Origin of the sequence: Exiguobacterium sp. E4787, from assembly GCF_018618375.1 — a bacterium.
Lineage (GTDB): Bacteria > Bacillota > Bacilli > Exiguobacteriales > Exiguobacteriaceae > Exiguobacterium > Exiguobacterium chiriqhucha.
Window position 1 is genome coordinate 1 of the sequence record NZ_JACSLY010000001.1, and the last position, 16,554, is coordinate 16,554.

Sequence of the window (16,554 nt, forward strand, 5' to 3'; positions counted from 1 at the left end):
CTGCCCATTTCACTTCACTTGAATATACGTTTTTGCCCACGCAAAAACACCTCCGATGCTAGCACTTTTTTTAAGTGTACCACTGCGAAGGTGTTTTTATATTGTCTCAAAAATTTAGGTTAGCCCAAGGCGAAACAATCGTCCTGCCACTTTTTCATGTTCAGTAAAACTTTGGAGGGAGATGAATTACATGGGTTGGTGGCAAGATATCATGAACGCCCGGCAGAACCGGGAGGAAGTCGAGCGTTTGACTAAAGAGATCGAACGGATTGAGCTGACGAAGGAAGAGGTTCAGTATTTAGACCTGAAAAAGGAATCAGAATTCATCAAGTGGGAGAATCAAAAAAATCTTCAGTCTCATAAAGAAGAACTGGAGTCTATTACAGAAGCTTTGAAATTAGAACATGGTAAACTTCGTAATGAAATTTCTTCGTTGCAGAGTAAATGTGTTCTATTGAAATCTGATATTGGCGAATACGAAGGAATATTGAATTCACTTGAGCATGGACTTTATTCACCACCGCGTTATTTAAGCGATGAAGATTCATCGGAGAAGTTGAAAGCTAAACTCGGCTCTGTGCGCGCTAAACAAAAAGCTCTTATTAAAAATAAAAATGCAACTACACATCCACCTGCTTACACAGTTGATGGCGACAAAAAGAAAGGTAAGGAATTTGTTAACGACACAATTAAATTGTTACTACGAGCTTTTAATAACGAGTGTGATGTGATTATTTCTGGAGTCAAACACACAAATTTTGAACGATCTGTCGAAAAAGTTCAAAAAAGTTTTCATCAGCTGAACTCCTTGACAGATATGCAAACAGTCTTCATGACAACAGAGTACAAAAAACTAAAAGTCGATGAACTTACTATAATGTATAAATATCGCGTGAAGAAGCAGGAAGAGAAAGAGGAGCAACAAGCCATCAAAGAGCAGATGCGTGAAGAAGCTCGTGTCTTGAAAGAGATTGAGGAGGCTCGGAAAAAGGTCGAAAAAGAAGAGACTCATTTCAAGGCCGCCCTACTCGCTGCACGCACCAAGATCGAGAACGCGAGCGAGTCTGAGCGTACGGCACTCGAGGCGAAGATCGCGGAACTTGAGGCGAAACTTCAAGAAGTCGAAGAGATCAAAGGCGACATCGAGAATCGTGAGCGCAACACGCGCGCCGGTTACGTCTATGTCATTTCGAACATCGGGTCATTCGGGGAACATGTCTACAAAATCAGCATGACCCGTCGTCTCGAGCCGCTCGATCGGATCCGTGAGCTCGGGAGCGCATCGGTTCCGTTCACGTTCGACATCCATGCCATGATTTTCTCAGAGGATGCACCGAACCTCGAGAACAAGCTGCACAAACGTTTCACTGACCGTCGCGTGAACCAGGTCAACTTCCGTAAGGAGTTCTTCAAGGTCAACATCGACGAGGTCGCCGACGTCATCAAGCAGGAATTCGATCAGACGCTTGAAATCACTATGCTCGCGCAGGCTGAAGAGTATAATCGAACGCTTCAAATCATCTCTGAAAAGAAGGTTGCAGTGTATTAAGCTTATTAATAAATTTTACGTTTTGAAACAAGGGGAGAATTTACAGTGCAAATTTTAATGGATGTTCAATTTTTTAAGTGGAACGGAGACTTTGGTTGGTCTGATTTGATCAGTGCAATAGCTGCTATATTAACTTTAATTGCTGTTTTCATAAGTGCCAAAGCATCAAAAAGTGCCCAAAAGTCTGCAGAAATATCTAGTGCAGCTGCTTTGCTAGCTGATGAACAAACAAAATTAATGAGAGAAGAATTGGAGTATAATCAGCTTCCGACCGTTCTCCCTATACAAACACACGCAAAACTTAATCTTCAATCCATTACTTCTTACTCCAAAGAAGATCTAAATCCTTACACTGGTACTATACATTTTTCTTTAGTAAACATCGGACAAGGAAATGCGTACAATATAAACTCTTGGTTCAACTTAGAAGATAAAGATTTCTTGTTTGAACATAATCCAATAAAATCTGGCGTATTATATAATCAACTTTTTAACTCAAGTGGCTATTTACTTCGCTTCGAAAAAGATTATAAAACTAAAGTAATCGGACTTGTAGACACCTTGAATATAACTTTTATTGACGAGGATTCGATTAGAAGATTATCTATAGATGATTCTAAAAACTATAATACATATTTGAGGAACAATGAAACTTTTAAAGTGAATTTCCCTTCGTTTGCTCAGGTGATTATAGTTGATCATGCTCTCAGACGAAAAAATTATTTTCATCAGTACGTTGCAAAAAAAGTAGAGGGATCATTATCAGAGACAATGTCACCTGTTTTAAGAAGTTTTGAAGAGGCAGACTATATTAATTTAATCAATAATTTAACACTCAATGTAAAATACAAGACAGAAAAACAATTGAAAACTAATTCATCCTTACTAATTAAATATAAAATGAGTGTAACAGAGACAAAAATAGAGTCAGTTGTAAGTGCGAGTGTAGCATTTAAAATCTCATTTAACTACCTCAGTGAGGAAATAATCGAAGATGTGAAGCCTGACTTACTTCAAGATTAAACGAAAAAAAGAAGAAACCTTCTACGTAATCTTGCTGCAAAGATACGTAAAAGGTTTCTTTTAATTACTTTTCAGTTTCTGATTCAAGTTCGTCCACAGGGATGAACCAGGCTCTCTTGCCATATGTCTTCGCATAAATCTTTTGTTGGGTGCGAGGGTCAATTCTCCATGCACGAAAAACTCCGTAGCAACCAAACTTCTCACTGTATACCATTTTCGACATATATATCATGTCCCTTCTTTACAAGTTTTTACTTGTAGAAGGGCCGAATATTTTGTTATCATATTTAAGTACACCACTCGGCAAAGTATGTACAAGAACATGATGCAGCAAACAAAATGATGTATCTTAGTTCGTCGGCCCTCTACAAGGGCTATTTTTTTTGCCCATTTTTTTCTCCTCACTTTCGGATGTTATTAAAACGATGCGACGCTACAGACCAAGAAACTCCGCATTGCTCAACAATCTGATCAACGTCCAAATCTGCAATTAGATGTGCCGGAGCTAACAATTCACCAGCGAATTCGTTGGCCTGCCATTCCGGATTTTCGTAAGCCTTGATATTAGGAAGCTTGCCTTGAATACGTGCAAGCTTCCTAATGTCATTATGCAGCACAGCGTGACCAATTTCATGAGCGATGGTGAAACGGTGCCTCGGATTTCCTTTGAGAGCTTGTTCATAAACATCTTCGCGAATCACAATTGTTTTTATATCCGGTAGATACAGAGCGTACTCGTGCATTTCATCTCTATCTACAATTTGCAATTCGTACGCTTCCCCAAAGAAATTGAACATCCCAGCCTCAAGTACATCAATGATGTCTAGATTCATATTCATTCCTTGCCCAAAGATTCCTCTTAATACAAACGCTATATCTCTGATGTCTTTTCGTGATAGTGGCTTCGTTTTATATTGTGATTGTGTCATCGTAACCTCCGGGTTATTGGAATTATTTAAGGATGTCAAAGACTTTTTTCAGTTGTTCCTCAGAAATGTCTTCGGATTTTCTAGCTAATGCTTTGAGCAATACTTGGTTGTTCTCGCCTGTCTCGTTCAAATTAAAGGCGATGAGATTTTCTGTCTCGATGACGGATTCTTTGAGCTCCCATCGTTGGATATCGTCAAATTGATACAGAAGCGGGATTGATGTTTCCCATTCGTTAGGGATAGGACGTTTACCATGTTCGACCGCCGATAGATACGATACGGTCACACCGAGTTTGGAAGCCATGTCTTTCAAGATTTCATTGCGATCAATTCGAAGCTTGCGACAAAACTTCCCGAATGGAGTAAGCATAATAGTTCCTCCTAATGTTGATGATAAATTTTTGAGGCAGTCGGTTATTATCGACTTAGAAAGTCATTTTGCACTTTCTATGTATAATATAAACCTAACTAACCGAACTAGTCAACACTTATAATTTATAGTTCAACAAATTTGTTGAACTAACTTTTTTTATTTTCGATTTGTTTAAAATCGTATCGTCTTATAAACTTATTCCAAAGGAGTGAACATCATGGCAAACAGCAAGAAGAACGAGAAGACCGGCAAATGGGAGGTTCGACTCTCCGGGGTTCAACGAGGAAGGCAAGCGCGTGCAGCGCTACTTCTCCGACGAGCGAAAGAAGACGGTCGAATATTAGGTCGCCGACCAAATCCGAGCGCAGAAGGAAGGCGAGTTCGTCAAGGTACGTCCGAAAGGACGGGTCGGCGAGGTGCTCGATGGCTGGCTCGAGTTTTACATCAAGACGACGATGGCCAAGACGACGTACCACTCATACACGAGTTTAGTCGAGAACGTGCCGGGTTGGTTCAAGCGCCTGAACATGGACAACGTGAAACCGCAGCACTGCCTACGTTTACTCCGTGAATACCTCGACTCTGGCTTACAGCCGAACACCGTCAACATTCGCCGGAGCGTCTATGTCGGCTTCTTCTCCTGGGCGCGCCGTCTGGGCTATTATAAAGGTGACAACCCGATGGCTGCCGTCGAGAAACTGTCGGAGGGCTTAAAAGAATACAAGACGCTCACGCCTGATGAGCTGAGATGTTACCTCGAGACGGCGGATGAGACGATGGCGAATGGTTATCGTACAGCGGTCCACCTGATCGCCTATACCGGCATGCGTGCCCGCGAGGCGACGTCCCTCCGTTGGTCCGACATCGACTTCGACCGGAAACAGATCACGATTGCCCGTACCGCCATCGAGACGAAGGGCGGCTATTCGTTCGAGCAGACCAAAGGGAAAAAGGTGCGGGTCGTCACCATCCCCGACCAGTTGATCCGCTTCCTCGAGAAGTCGCGGCTTCGTCAGAAGTATGACATGGTCAAGTTCGGATGGCGCAACGACGAGGACCTTGTCTGCCTCGGCATCAAGGGCGCCTATGTCTGGTATTCCGGATTGCGACGACGCCATACCCTGACCGTCAAAACGGCCGAGATTCCTGAGATCACGATGCGTGAGTTACGACATACCCATGCGACGCTGCTCATCAAGGCCGGTGTCCATGCGAAGGTCATCCAAGAACGTCTGGGGCATGCCGATGCCAAGACGACGATGGATATCTACGCTCACGTATTGCACACTACTCAGGGAGATACGGCCGAGCTCTTCTCCACCATGATCGAGGACGTAAAAAAACCGCTCTAGGGAGCGGTTTTCGTGTGTCTGCGGCAGAAAAAAATAAAAAGTGTGCAATTAGTGTGCAATGGGTGATTACTTACCCTCTACAAACGTCTCTGTTGAGCGTCTTTTTGGACGTAAACCATAATACTGGTAGTATTGCGTCTCAATATTTCCGTTGTACAGCTTACGGCGTTTCGTCGCTGGACGGCCGTACGCTTTCTCGAAGTCCTCATAGCTCGTCAACATATAGACGCTGTAACCCGGATACTTGGCGAACTGTTGCCCGATCCGCTCGTACAGGTCGATAATTTCTTCTTCGGTCTGCAACCGTTCCCCATATGGCGGGTTCCCGATGATGACGCCGTACTCTTCTTTCGGCTTCAAGGCAGCCGCGTCACTGTGGACGAACGTGATCGCGTCACGGACGTCGGCGAGCTCGGCGTTATCCTTGGCGAGCTTGACCATGCGTGGGTCGAGGTCGATGCCGTAGATTTTAAGCGGTTTGTCCCACTCGGCTGTATCGTTTGCTTCATTGATGGCATCATACCAGGCCTTCTTCGGCACGCACGGCCAGTCTTGTGAACAGAACTCACGGTTGAGACCCGGCGCGATGTTGCGGCCGATGAGCGCCGCCTCGATGGCGAGCGTCCCCGAACCGGTGAAGACGTCGTAGAACGGCATGTCCGGCTTCCAGTTCGTCAGCTGAATCATTGCCGCAGCCATCGTCTCTTTGAGCGGTGCCTGTGAGTGGAGCTCACGGTAACCACGACGGTGAAGCGCGTCACCTGACGTGTCGATCGTGATCGTCGCCACATCTTTCAACAAGGCGACTTCAATCGGATAGTAGGCGCCCGTCTTCGGCAGCCACTCGCCCGGCTTATCGTATCCGCGTTGCATCGCGTCGACAATCGCCTTCTCCGTGATTTTCTGACAGTCGCGGATCGAGAACAACTTCGACTTGACCGAGCGGCCGTCGACGATGAATCGAGCGTCCCACGGCATGAGATCCTTCCAAGGCAATTCGACGACACCGTCGAACAGTTCCGTGAACGTCGTCGCTTTGAACTCGGCGACGACGAGCTTGACGCGGTCTGCCGTCCGGAGCCATAGGTTCAATCGCGGAATGTCTTCCATTTCTGCATCGATATAGACGCGTCCGTTCTCTATCTCACACGTGTAGCCGAGGTCGCGCACTTCTTTGGCGACGAGTGCTTCGATGCCCATCGCTGCGGTGGCAATCAGTTTTCGTTTTGCCATACTATCCCTACTTTCTATAAGTGTTACTCCTAAAATGGTCATGTAAAAAGGAGCTCAAGTAGGATTGCTTGAACTCCTGGTCAATGTTAAATGAGAGACTATGCTGCCCTGTAAGCCATGTTCTGTACTCCGGTGCTCATAACGGTCTCCCTGGCACGATGGAGTGACAATCATCTATCTGCGCCGATTGGCGCCTTCCGTCCCGTTCGGTTCCAGTCAGGAAGTTCCCCTACCATAGTTTGGGTTTCTCGCTCGTGGGGTTTACCTCGTTCCACTCTGAACGTTTCCGATCAGACTCCGTCACTGTGGCACTTTCAAGAAGCTTGCACCATATCCGAGGACTTAGGTGCTTCTTCTGCCGTCAACTTGCGTTGCCTACACTTATCTTTTCGTGTAGCACGATCACTACAGCCATCACAGGCTGTGCGAGCATGGACTTTCCTCAAGACTTGCGTCCCGCGATTGCCCAGACCTCATAGTCACTTTACCCATTGTAGCGGATAACCCGTGAAATGACAACCGAGAACCTGAACTTGATTTTCACCGGCGTCAGCGCTAAAATAAGGCGTGTTCCATTGAACAAGGAGGGATTTTGATGCGTCAAGATGCAAAAAACGGTTGGATTCAACGACTGACCTATGTGATTGAAATCGATGACATTAAAGCGCTCCACCCGAACAACGGCGTGTTCGCCTTCTACCGGAATAATCGACTCGTCCGAGGATTCGAGCCGTTTGACATTAAAGCACCGAATGAACTGTCTAAACGCCCGTATCACTTCGACCATCATAACTTGGCCCACTTACAGGAACGTTTTCCTGAATCGATTCCGACGTTCGACGCGTCGACTCAGACACGTCGCGCATGGAGCGAGGATGTCCGTGTCGGTCTCTGTGAGATTATCGTCGACGGGAAACTGAGTTTTGAACATATCGACGACAACGGCAACGTCTTAGAAGCGAACATTCGTTGGAGCGGTGAAGCCATCACGAAAGTATAAATCAACACCCGGAGCCAGCGCTGGCTCCGGGTGTTTTTTCATGTCGATTCCGCCGAGGTGTCCGTCTCGGCTTGGACCGGTTGTGGCGCATACTTGACCGTCACCACTTTCTCAGAGACGTCGGTCGGTTTCAAGACAACCGTGTAAGCGACGCTTGTGTTGCTCCGGACCGGGAACTTGCCTGGTACATGAAGCGCCTCATAGACGACTTTTTTGTTCGCATCGATTACGGTGACGACCCCTTTTCGCGTCGTCGCCAATTCGAACATACCGACTTCTGTAGCTTTAATCGAAACCATTGTCTTAACCGGACTAATATAAGAAAATGAGCGAGTAAAAGAGCGTTTATACTTTCCATCGGTTACTGCGCCTTGCAAGGTATACTTTCCAGAAGGTAACCAGTCACCAGATGCATACATTGTAAACGGTGAATCTGAAATTGAAAGAGTCTTAACTTTTCGAGTTCCCTGATAAAGTGCATACGTTGATTTTAAGTTCTGTTTCTTCATAGTCGTCATTCTTGCTTCCTTAACGTAGTTACTTTTAATTACTAAAGGTGCCGTAATGGTAATCGGTCTCGGTGTGTGATCGAGGAGCCGCTTCGTGTTCAACTCCGTATATGTCTTACCACTAGCCTTTGGCATCTTTTGAATCAAGCCTTCCACTTCGGCCGGTGTCAAGAACGGATTGACCGACTTGACGAGCGCGAGACCCGACGATACCATCGGCGCGGCCATTGACGTGCCGTCCATATAAACAAAACTATTTTTCACTCCGAGTGAGAGGACATTCACGCCTGGTGCAACGATTTTGACTTGGCTGCTCATATTGCTGAAGTTAGCGACGCGACGGTTCGCATCAATCGCCCCGACCGCGATGACTTCCTTCATATTGGCCGGGAACGAGACGGTCTTCTTCCCATCGTTTCCGGCCGACGCGACGATGATGACTCCTTTAGCTCGGGCCCGGCGAATCGAATCGGCAAGGACTTGATCGTAATCTTGTCCGCCGAGCGACAGGTTGATGATGTTCGCCCCCTTCGCCACGGCCGTATCAACCGCTTTGGCGACGGTCCAAGAATCTGTGTACTCCGAGTTCTTCCCATAGAAGACGTTATAAAAATGATAGCGTACGTTCGGAGCAAGTCCGGCCATCCCAAACTTGTTATGACGACCCGCCATGATGCCGGCCGTATGCGTCCCATGATAATCGACGCTGTATGGCCCTTTCATCGAATTGACGACGCGAGGGACATTATAGAGTTCTTTATGACTACGGTCTGCCGACGAGTCAATCAGAGCGATTACGATGTCTGAAGCACCACGCGTCGTGTTCCACGCCAAATCGGTGCCCGTTTGCTTGATATAATATTGGTTCCCAACCCTCGGCTCGGCCACGACGTAACCATGTTTCTCCAACACGACCGGTTTCGCCGCGTCCACCGACGTCGGCACGAGCAGCGCAAGCGCCGCCATAAGCATCATTTTCTTCATCGCCTACCGCTCCATTCCAAACTTCCTAAGATACCACCATTATCTCAAATTACGGAATCAATTTCCCTTTTTTTTTCGAAAAATAGATTGTGACATTTTTCCGACGCTCACCAATAGTTCGGTTCGTCGGGCTCGTCCATCTCATAGTCGACAATCTTTCCGATGGTCAAATACGTATAATAACGCGCCAGTTCTATCCGATATGGATCGGGTGTGAACCCGTCGAGGTCCTCACCGAGCGGAGAGCCGTCAATCGTCTCGAACTGTTGACAGAAAAACGATTCCGTCTCTTTGTCCCAGACGATATTATCGCCGATATATCCACTACCGAACCGAATATAGTCGATGATGGAAGGGACGATCACCTCGGCCGGGAGCCGTTCACTCATCCGGCCGACCAGTTCATAGCGGTCTCGGTCGACATAGTCGGCCTGATCAAGGGACGTACATTTTAATACTTCCTTGTTGATTTCAATCAACACGACATAATCCCCCGGTTCTATCGATAGCTTCATCTCATCACCTCATCTCAACATCCGCATAGCTCTATCATATTCAAGTATTCGCAATCAATCCACGAAATCCTGTATGCCTGTAAAATTTTCCATCTGGTCGATTCGTACAACATGTCGAATTTTGTTTTTGGTATACTAATTCATATGAATGCAAGAAAGGAAGTGCAACATGGCCAAACGTCCTCTGACCCCTCGCGAGAGTGAATTGATTGCCACCGCCTTGTTCGTCGTCGGACACGTCCCGTACGTTGGGCATATCGACCGTCTCGAATCAATCACACTCCGAGATATCGCCGACGATTATTTGAGCGGAAAAAATTCCGTCACCGACGCCGTAGAGGCGCTCGATCAATACATCTTCGTCCGCCGGCATCGTTTCAAGAATGTCACACCGAACAATCTATGGACGCTCGACGACAAGACCGAGCAAGAAGCGCTCCGCTACATCGTCCGTCGGCCAGAACTGAAAAAAGGCGAGACGCTCAACAAACAGAACCAACCGTTCACGGTCGGTCAGGACATCGAGTTCAAAGTCGATAAGCAACTCGACCGCGGCCAGTTCCGGATTTATATCGGCAAACTGAACGGCTACACGGTCAAAGCCCAGTCGAAAGACAAGGATAAGCTCAAGACGGTCAAAGGATGGATCACCCACCTCGATCGCAAGGACCGTCTCGTCTTCGTCAACATCTCCGAATTCGGACGCGAACCGATCGAGCCAGAAGCCAAGGCTCGACTCGAAGCGATGAGTGCCGGACTGCTCGGCTGGTTCGCCACGGCCACGCTGCCGTCCGAGGCGGAGGCACAGACGGCCAAACAGATGATTGCCACGTTGCAGCGTCGGGACCAACCGTATTGGTTCACGCTGACCGTCGCGATGGACCATCCGAAGCCCGAGCACGTCAAGCGCTGGGGAACGGTCGTCAACCTGCTCGTCAAAGCGAGCGCCGGCGATACGACCGCGCTCGAGACGCTCGAGGCACAAGAAGACAAATATTTCAAAGATGCCTTCCTGCGGGCGCTCCGGGCACTACACAAAGAACTGACCAAAACGACATAACGGCCAGGTGACCTGACAAAGGTCACCTGTTTTCGATGTCTTCACGAGAAAGGAAGAGAGTCATGCACGTACTGATTGTAGAAGACGACCTGGCCATCTTGCATCTGATTGAAACGACGCTGCAGCGGGCCGGTCACACCGTCACCACGGCCATGGACGGAAACGTCGCCGAGCGATTGTTTTTAGAGCGACCTGCAGATGCTGCCGTGATTGACATCCTGTTGCCGGGCCAAGACGGGCGAACGCTCTGTTCACGGCTGAAACGATTGACAGATATCCCAGTCATCCTATTGACCGCCCTCGGGGAATGGGAGGAGAAACGGAGCGGTTTTGAGCACGGGGCTGACGATTACATGACGAAACCGTTCATTCCGGAAGAACTGCTCTTCCGGCTCCAAGCCGTTGCGAAACGTTACGCCAAGAATGCGGCCACGGTTGTCACTGCCGGACCGCTCAAACTCGACTTGCGTGATTATCGGCTCGAACTTCATGAGGAGACGATCCACTTGCCGAAAAAAGAGTTCGAGCTGCTCTATCAGTTGGCAGCATTTCCAAGTCGCGTGTTCACCCGAGATGAATTGATTGAGCAAGTATGGGGCCTCGAGTTTGAAGGCGATGACCGGACGATCGACGTCCACATCAAGCGATTGCGGGGTCGCCTCCGTGACGAAGGCAACATGATTCGGACGGTGCGAGGCGTCGGGTATACGCTCAAGGTGACGCCATGAAGACGCTATACACACGGATTGTCTTGACCGTGTTTATGATTTTATTGTTGTCGGGCGCCATCGCCCTGCTCGTCAGCAACGTCGCCTACTACGTGTGGTGGCAACCGTCCTATAGCGACAAGACCGAACAGACGGCTGAAGCCGCGAAATCGTACTTCGAGACCCATACCGATGGTGAGACGTCTATGTTTTATACACTGCTCGCTCAGACCGGCTATCAGTTGTTCGTCGTACGACCGGACGATACGATTGAACGCTATGGCGGAGCGTTCCGGGATGAGCGGCTCGACACCGACGTCATCGCCTCCATCCGGACCGGCGAAACCTACGACGGGATGCGCACTTATCCGTTCCACTTGTTTTTGCTCGGACTCTTCGACAACGAGGTCGTCAATACGTACGGATTTAGCATCGATGGTGAGGATGCCGTCTTCATCCGTCCCGACCTGAGTGCCCAAATTCGCGAGCTGCATTTATTCGTCGGGTTATTCTTCGCCTTGTTGACCGGGCTCGCCTTCATCTTGATTGCCTTGTCGACGAGTCAACTCGTCCGCCCGTTGCGGACGTTGACCGCGGCGACCGATTCGGTCGCGTCCGGGGGACGGCCGAGTGACCTCCCGCTCGAGCGCAACGATGAGATTGGCACGCTCTCCCGTCGCTTCAACGATATGGTCGACTCGCTTGAAAAATCGGAAGGCGAGCGCAGACGATTTGTCTCGAGCGTCTCCCATGAGTTCCAGACCCCTCTCACTTCCATCAAAGGCTACGCCTCGGAACTCGTCGGGACAACCGACGGTGACGCGAAGGCGCATGCCGCCATCATTCGTGACGAGGCTTCGCGCCTGTCCGAGCTGACGAGACAGTTACTGCTCCTCGCCCGGCTCGACGAGGCCAACGTGTCGTTAACGAAACCGGTCGATGTGCGTGCGTCCATCGAGGATGTCATCCGCCGGCACACGTTCCAACTCGACGAGAAAGGGATTGCTGTCGCCACAGAACTCGATTCGACGCTCATCGTGACCGGCGACCCGCTGTTACTGGCACAAGTGTGGTCCAACTTGCTGACGAACGCGATTCACGCTTCTGCAGACGGTGGCCTCATTACCATCAAGGCGTATCAAGGCGAACGCCCGACCGTCTCGATTCAAGACGTTGGTGTCGGCATGGATGAAGCGACGCAGGCACGGCTGTTCGAACGTTTCTATAAAGGAGACACCTCACGATCCGGACGAGGCACCGGGCTCGGCCTCGCCATCGCCCGAGATATCGTCCACCTGCACGGCGGCACGTTGACGGTCGAATCTCAGCTCGGGTCGGGTACCGTCTTTTACGTCACGTTGTAGTCATGTTCATATTCCGTTCATCTTGGTCGGTTATGCTTCCTTCATCGCTATGAAGGAGGCTTTTTTTATGAATTTAGGATTGAAAGAAATGTGGCGGCAAAAACGAAAATTTTCTCTCATCTTCGTGATCACGCTACTCATCGTCTTGTTGTCGACATTGATCACCGGACTCGCGGACGGCCTGGCTTATGATAACGGGGCCACCTTGCGTGAACTCGATGTCGAGTCGTTTCAACTGGCCGATGATGCCGACGGGCAATTGACCCGCTCGTTCATCGAACTGCCGACGCCCGATGCGCTCACCCCGCTCGGCGTCAAATCGATGACGCTCGTCCATGGGACGAAAAAACAGGATGCCACATTATTCACACTACCGAAAGATTCGACAATCGGCCCCGAGCTTGACCTCGCCGTCGGGGACGTGCTCGTCGACCCAAGTTTTCTCGGTGACGTCGAGATCGGAGATACGGTTCGCGACTTTACGTCCGGGTATGCATTCACCGTCGTCGGGACGACGGACGGTCGCTATAGCCACGCCCCGGTCATCTGGGCAACACAGGACACGTGGAAAGCGTTCCAGACGTCTAGCGGTCAGCCCGCCTACGTCTCGGCCTGGCTCGGGAAGGCTGACACCTCACTCGCGCCGATGACGAAACAGGAAGTCGTTGAGGCCGTCCCTGGGTATACGGCAGAGCAAGGCACATTCATGATGATGCGCGGCTTCTTGCTGTTCATCGGAGCGTTCATCTTGACCGCGTTCTTTTATATGTTGACGCTCCAAAAGCTCCCGGAGCTCGGGATTTTGAAAGCAATCGGGATTCGTCCCCGTGTGATCGGCACGGCACTCGTCATCCAGGTCATGGTCACAGTGCTCACGGCGAGCCTGCTAGCCACGGTGCTGACAGGGCTCACCGGCACGTTCGTCCCCGACGCCATCCCGTTCCGGTTCGACTTGGGCAACGTGCTCGCATATGGTGCGATCATGGCCGTCCTCTCACTCATCGGGACGCTGTTGCCACTTTGGAAATTACGCCGGCTTGACGCCGCCGACGCGCTAGGAGGAATTGGACAATGAAATTGACGAATATTTGCCATACGTATGACGGACAGCCCATTTTGCGTGGCATCAATTTACAGGTCGAGCCCGGGGAATGTATCGGCATCATCGGACCGAGCGGGAGCGGGAAGAGCACGTTGCTCCAAATTCTTGGTTTATTGAAACAACCTGATGTTGGGCACATCGAGCTTGAGGGACGGGAGTTGCTCGCTGCGAGTGAAGAAGAACGACGCTTGCTTCGCTTGAATGAAATCGGCTTCGTGTTTCAGCAGGCCCACCTCGTTCCATATTTGACGGTTCGAGAACAACTCGAGCTCGTCCAGGCCGACAGCGAATCCAAACAAGACCCGCTCCACCTGCTCGACGTCCTCGGTCTGAGTCATCGCCTCAATCAACTGCCGAAACACTTGTCGGGCGGCGAACGGCAGCGTGTCGCCGTCGCCCGTGCCCTCATCAATCGGCCTCGGCTCTTGTTGGCCGATGAACCGACAGCGAGCCTCGATTTCGAGAACGGGCGCCGGGTCATGGAGTTGCTCGTCGCTGAAGCACGTAATCACGGACGTCGAGTCCTCGTCATCACTCACGATGAACGCATGCTAGACGTCTGCGACCGGGTCCTGTTGCTTCAGGACGGACAGCTTCAACCCTCGCCCCGACACTAACAAAAAGGGAAGACCGCGTCGGTCGCGGCCTTCCCTTTTTGTTGTTCAAGTATGTCACATGGCGTGCACGCGAGGCGGCAGCTCGACCCACTCGCCCGATAGATGGTCCAAATGATGCGTCAGCCAAGCGTTGAAACCGATGACGAGCGTCAATCGACCCGCTTCATCGATGCCCGCCGAGACGACACGAATCAATCTCTCCTCGATATGTTGCGAGACGAGAGTAATGCGGGCGAGCGCGAGCACAGACCGGACAATTTCGTCCGCCGACACGTCGATGGAAACGGCGATGTCCGGGACCGATAGTTCGATTGCCTGCCCAGGCCGACATAAGTAGCGGTCAATTAACACGTCCAAGACGATTCCATGTTGCCGTTCCCCGTTCGTCGGAGCGCGATAAAACGTCACCCCGTCAGTCGTCGTATAATCCGTCTGTCCCATCAAACATGCCTGTAAAAATTGATACATCGCCTGTCGCTCCATCGGTTCATATCCTCCCACTTGGTGACTATTCGCTACCATCATATGTGGCAACTCTATTCGGCACAATGTGTCTTATCTTACATAAGCCTTGGCGTTCCGTCATTGAAAACTCACCATGATCCATATGGCACGTGAATTGGGAACGCGTTTTCGGGTACAATAATGGAGAAAGGAGCGGTTCACATGCAGAAGAGATGGAAGGTTGGACTCGCAACATTATTCACTGGCTATTATGCCATCAGCTACTATGCGTTCAAACGCATGACACGAGGGAAACGCAAGACGCCCGAGATGCTGTTGGCCCCCTACACGAAGGAAGATCAATCCTTTTATCACGACGTGCCATTTGAGCACGTCTCGCTCCGCTCGCAAGACGGATATCGCCTCTATGGGCGTGTCTACCGAAACGAAGGCTCATCGAAGTGGATCGTCTTCGTGCATGGCTATACGGCGTCCCACAGCTTCATGGCCCCGCATTTGGCGATGTTCCATCGCCTCGGCTACAATCTGCTCGCCGTCGATTTGCGGTCCCACGGCGAATCCGAGGGCGTGTACGCCTCGTACGGCTATCATGAGAAACATGACATCGTAGATTGGGTCGACTGGTTGCGGGTTAATGAGTCCGTCTCCGAGGTCGGGCTGCATGGCGTGTCGATGGGCGCCGCCTCGATTTTACAGGCCGGTCCATTGACAGATGTCGATTTTTTGATTGCCGAGTGCCCGTTCGACGACATGAGACAACTCATGCGCCATCAGTTGAACGTCTTACACCGACTGCCTGGTGATTTGTTGTTGCCGGGAATCAATTACTTCCTTTGGACGCGAGCCGGATTCCGGATGCACCAAGTCCGACCGAAACGAGCGCTCGCGGCAATCGATGTGCCGGTCTTGTTCATCCATGGGACAGAGGATGATTTCGTCCCTACCTGGATGTCCGTCGAGATGAATGCGCTCAATCGCAAAAATGAGATCGCCCTCATCCACGGCGCGGAACATACGAACTGTATTTTGAAAGACCAGCCCGCGTATGAGGCGGCCGTCAGTCAGTTTCTGAATCGACGACGTGAATCGGTCCAGCAATAAAATCGAGCAAGGCATGAACGATCATCACCGGCCAGAGGATACCCATCGCCACATATAAATAACCGAGCCCCCACCCGACGAGACCGGTCACGAGGATGCCTCGGACACCTTGATAAGCGTGGGCCAACCCGAATAACGCTCCGCCGATCAAGGCGAGCATCAGGGGCGAGACGTCCACCCACAATGTGACCGTATAGAGCAGCACGCCACGGAAGATGAACTCTTCGGTCACTCCGGCCGTCCAAGACACGGCGCCCCACGCTCTCGCCTCCTGAATCGTCTGAGGCAACAGCAACCGTTCAATCTCGAGCTCATAATATGGCCGTAACCGGCGCCGCAAACCTGGGGACGTTTTCACGAGCAGATAGAACGCAATCAATGCCGAGATGAGGACACTCGTCAAAAAGAAGAACTGCCAGGCGCGCAAATCCCCTTCAGCCGGGGCGAAGCCAAGCCCGACTGCTTCAGGCGGGACCTGGAACAAAAAGACGAGGGCGAGCAACAGCAAGCAGAGTCCCCACGCCGATTTGATGGTCTGATCGTACACGCGGCTTCGCCCGAGCGTTTCAATCATCGGTTTCATCAACCGGGCGTTGAACAACTGGACAATCAATAAGTACACGAGAATGATGGTAAAGACGGCCTGTTCGAGCATGAATATCCACTCCTGT

At 50.4% G+C, this 16,554-nt stretch carries 17 protein-coding genes and 1 other RNA gene; 10 read left to right on the forward strand and 8 right to left on the reverse strand.

Annotation, left to right across the window (positions count from 1 at the left end):
- Positions 1 to 190 precede the first annotated feature (190 nt).
- Both KNP80_RS00005 and KNP80_RS00010 read left to right on the forward strand, forming a co-directional pair.
- A complete protein-coding gene (locus tag KNP80_RS00005; RefSeq protein WP_214720165.1) occupies positions 191 to 1,549 on the forward strand; it encodes an SNIPE associated domain-containing protein in 1,359 nt (452 codons plus the stop codon).
- A 45-nt stretch (positions 1,550 to 1,594) separates the two neighbouring features.
- The gene (locus KNP80_RS00010; protein ID WP_214720166.1) at positions 1,595 to 2,572 is read left to right on the forward strand and encodes a hypothetical protein; all 978 of its coding nucleotides are present in this window, start codon (positions 1,595 to 1,597) and stop codon (positions 2,570 to 2,572) included.
- Between the two features lie 401 nt (positions 2,573 to 2,973).
- On the opposite strand, the gene KNP80_RS00015 is transcribed toward KNP80_RS00010, so the two are convergent.
- Complete coding sequence (locus KNP80_RS00015) at positions 2,974 to 3,501, reverse strand: ImmA/IrrE family metallo-endopeptidase (RefSeq protein ID WP_214720167.1); 528 nt, start codon at positions 3,499 to 3,501, stop codon at positions 2,974 to 2,976.
- Between the two features lie 22 nt (positions 3,502 to 3,523).
- Complete coding sequence (locus KNP80_RS15755) at positions 3,524 to 3,871, reverse strand: helix-turn-helix domain-containing protein (RefSeq protein ID WP_251128792.1); 348 nt, start codon at positions 3,869 to 3,871, stop codon at positions 3,524 to 3,526.
- Between the two features lie 419 nt (positions 3,872 to 4,290).
- Here KNP80_RS15755 and KNP80_RS00025 point away from each other — a divergent pair, with 419 nt between their 5' ends.
- Entirely contained in the window at positions 4,291 to 5,226 is a 936-nt protein-coding gene (locus KNP80_RS00025) for a tyrosine-type recombinase/integrase (protein WP_214720168.1), read from the forward strand.
- 66 nt (positions 5,227 to 5,292) lie between these two features.
- Here the strand turns inward: KNP80_RS00025 and KNP80_RS00030 are convergent, their stop codons facing one another.
- Entirely contained in the window at positions 5,293 to 6,459 is a 1,167-nt protein-coding gene (locus tag KNP80_RS00030; protein ID WP_214720169.1) for a THUMP domain-containing class I SAM-dependent RNA methyltransferase, read from the reverse strand.
- Positions 6,460 to 6,565: 106 nt separating this feature from the next.
- An RNA gene (rnpB, locus tag KNP80_RS00035) (RNase P RNA component class B) lies at positions 6,566 to 6,933 on the reverse strand.
- A 121-nt stretch (positions 6,934 to 7,054) separates the two neighbouring features.
- On the opposite strand from rnpB, the gene KNP80_RS00040 reads away from it, so the two are divergent.
- The gene (locus KNP80_RS00040) at positions 7,055 to 7,459 is read left to right on the forward strand and encodes a hypothetical protein (RefSeq protein ID WP_214720170.1); all 405 of its coding nucleotides are present in this window, start codon (positions 7,055 to 7,057) and stop codon (positions 7,457 to 7,459) included.
- A 38-nt stretch (positions 7,460 to 7,497) separates the two neighbouring features.
- On the opposite strand, the gene KNP80_RS00045 is transcribed toward KNP80_RS00040, so the two are convergent.
- Positions 7,498 to 8,952: a S8 family peptidase gene (locus KNP80_RS00045; protein WP_214720171.1), complete on the reverse strand. Its 1,455-nt coding sequence runs from the start codon at positions 8,950 to 8,952 to the stop codon at positions 7,498 to 7,500.
- A 107-nt stretch (positions 8,953 to 9,059) separates the two neighbouring features.
- A complete protein-coding gene (locus tag KNP80_RS00050) occupies positions 9,060 to 9,467 on the reverse strand; it encodes a hypothetical protein (protein ID WP_214720172.1) in 408 nt (135 codons plus the stop codon).
- Positions 9,468 to 9,636: 169 nt separating this feature from the next.
- On the opposite strand from KNP80_RS00050, the gene KNP80_RS00055 reads away from it, so the two are divergent.
- The 5 genes from KNP80_RS00055 to KNP80_RS00075 all read left to right on the forward strand — a co-directional run bounded on the left by KNP80_RS00055 (position 9,637) and on the right by KNP80_RS00075 (position 14,317).
- Positions 9,637 to 10,527 (forward strand): hypothetical protein, encoded by an 891-nt coding sequence (locus KNP80_RS00055; protein ID WP_214720173.1) that lies wholly within the window; start codon positions 9,637 to 9,639, stop codon positions 10,525 to 10,527.
- Positions 10,528 to 10,589: 62 nt separating this feature from the next.
- A complete protein-coding gene (locus KNP80_RS00060; protein ID WP_214720174.1) occupies positions 10,590 to 11,255 on the forward strand; it encodes a response regulator transcription factor in 666 nt (221 codons plus the stop codon).
- On the forward strand, positions 11,252 to 12,598 hold the full coding sequence (locus KNP80_RS00065; RefSeq protein ID WP_214720175.1) for a sensor histidine kinase: 1,347 nt from the start codon (positions 11,252 to 11,254) through the stop codon (positions 12,596 to 12,598). Before KNP80_RS00060 ends, KNP80_RS00065 begins: the two co-directional genes overlap by 4 nt.
- Positions 12,599 to 12,665: 67 nt before the next feature.
- A complete protein-coding gene (locus KNP80_RS00070; protein ID WP_214831763.1) occupies positions 12,666 to 13,673 on the forward strand; it encodes an ABC transporter permease in 1,008 nt (335 codons plus the stop codon).
- A complete protein-coding gene (locus tag KNP80_RS00075) occupies positions 13,670 to 14,317 on the forward strand; it encodes an ABC transporter ATP-binding protein (protein WP_214720177.1) in 648 nt (215 codons plus the stop codon). The genes KNP80_RS00070 and KNP80_RS00075 overlap by 4 nt, the downstream gene beginning before the upstream one ends.
- 54 nt (positions 14,318 to 14,371) lie before the next feature.
- On the opposite strand, the gene KNP80_RS00080 is transcribed toward KNP80_RS00075, so the two are convergent.
- Entirely contained in the window at positions 14,372 to 14,839 is a 468-nt protein-coding gene (locus KNP80_RS00080; RefSeq protein WP_214833356.1) for a hypothetical protein, read from the reverse strand.
- 144 nt (positions 14,840 to 14,983) lie between these two features.
- On the opposite strand from KNP80_RS00080, the gene KNP80_RS00085 reads away from it, so the two are divergent.
- Entirely contained in the window at positions 14,984 to 15,883 is a 900-nt protein-coding gene (locus tag KNP80_RS00085; protein ID WP_021067521.1) for an alpha/beta hydrolase, read from the forward strand.
- On the opposite strand, the gene KNP80_RS00090 is transcribed toward KNP80_RS00085, so the two are convergent.
- On the reverse strand, positions 15,840 to 16,538 hold the full coding sequence (locus KNP80_RS00090; protein WP_214720179.1) for a CPBP family intramembrane glutamic endopeptidase: 699 nt from the start codon (positions 16,536 to 16,538) through the stop codon (positions 15,840 to 15,842). The two genes, KNP80_RS00085 and KNP80_RS00090, sit on opposite strands and share 44 nt — an antisense overlap.
- Positions 16,539 to 16,554 lie beyond the last annotated feature (16 nt).

Coding starts and splice junctions, on each gene's coding strand:
- KNP80_RS15755 (WP_251128792.1), bottom strand. CDS start 3,871: ATGCTTACTCCATTCGGGAAGTTTTGTCGCAAGCTTCGAATTGATCGC.
- KNP80_RS00075 (WP_214720177.1), top strand. CDS start 13,670: ATGAAATTGACGAATATTTGCCATACGTATGACGGACAGCCCATTTTG.
- KNP80_RS00050 (WP_214720172.1), bottom strand. CDS start 9,467: ATGAAGCTATCGATAGAACCGGGGGATTATGTCGTGTTGATTGAAATC.
- KNP80_RS00040 (WP_214720170.1), top strand. CDS start 7,055: ATGCGTCAAGATGCAAAAAACGGTTGGATTCAACGACTGACCTATGTG.
- KNP80_RS00085 (WP_021067521.1), top strand. CDS start 14,984: ATGCAGAAGAGATGGAAGGTTGGACTCGCAACATTATTCACTGGCTAT.
- KNP80_RS00090 (WP_214720179.1), bottom strand. CDS start 16,538: ATGCTCGAACAGGCCGTCTTTACCATCATTCTCGTGTACTTATTGATT.
- KNP80_RS00030 (WP_214720169.1), bottom strand. CDS start 6,459: ATGGCAAAACGAAAACTGATTGCCACCGCAGCGATGGGCATCGAAGCA.
- KNP80_RS00065 (WP_214720175.1), top strand. CDS start 11,252: ATGAAGACGCTATACACACGGATTGTCTTGACCGTGTTTATGATTTTA.
- KNP80_RS00060 (WP_214720174.1), top strand. CDS start 10,590: ATGCACGTACTGATTGTAGAAGACGACCTGGCCATCTTGCATCTGATT.
- KNP80_RS00070 (WP_214831763.1), top strand. CDS start 12,666: ATGAATTTAGGATTGAAAGAAATGTGGCGGCAAAAACGAAAATTTTCT.
- KNP80_RS00005 (WP_214720165.1), top strand. CDS start 191: ATGGGTTGGTGGCAAGATATCATGAACGCCCGGCAGAACCGGGAGGAA.
- KNP80_RS00045 (WP_214720171.1), bottom strand. CDS start 8,952: ATGAAGAAAATGATGCTTATGGCGGCGCTTGCGCTGCTCGTGCCGACG.
- KNP80_RS00080 (WP_214833356.1), bottom strand. CDS start 14,839: ATGGTAGCGAATAGTCACCAAGTGGGAGGATATGAACCGATGGAGCGA.
- KNP80_RS00055 (WP_214720173.1), top strand. CDS start 9,637: ATGGCCAAACGTCCTCTGACCCCTCGCGAGAGTGAATTGATTGCCACC.
- KNP80_RS00015 (WP_214720167.1), bottom strand. CDS start 3,501: ATGACACAATCACAATATAAAACGAAGCCACTATCACGAAAAGACATC.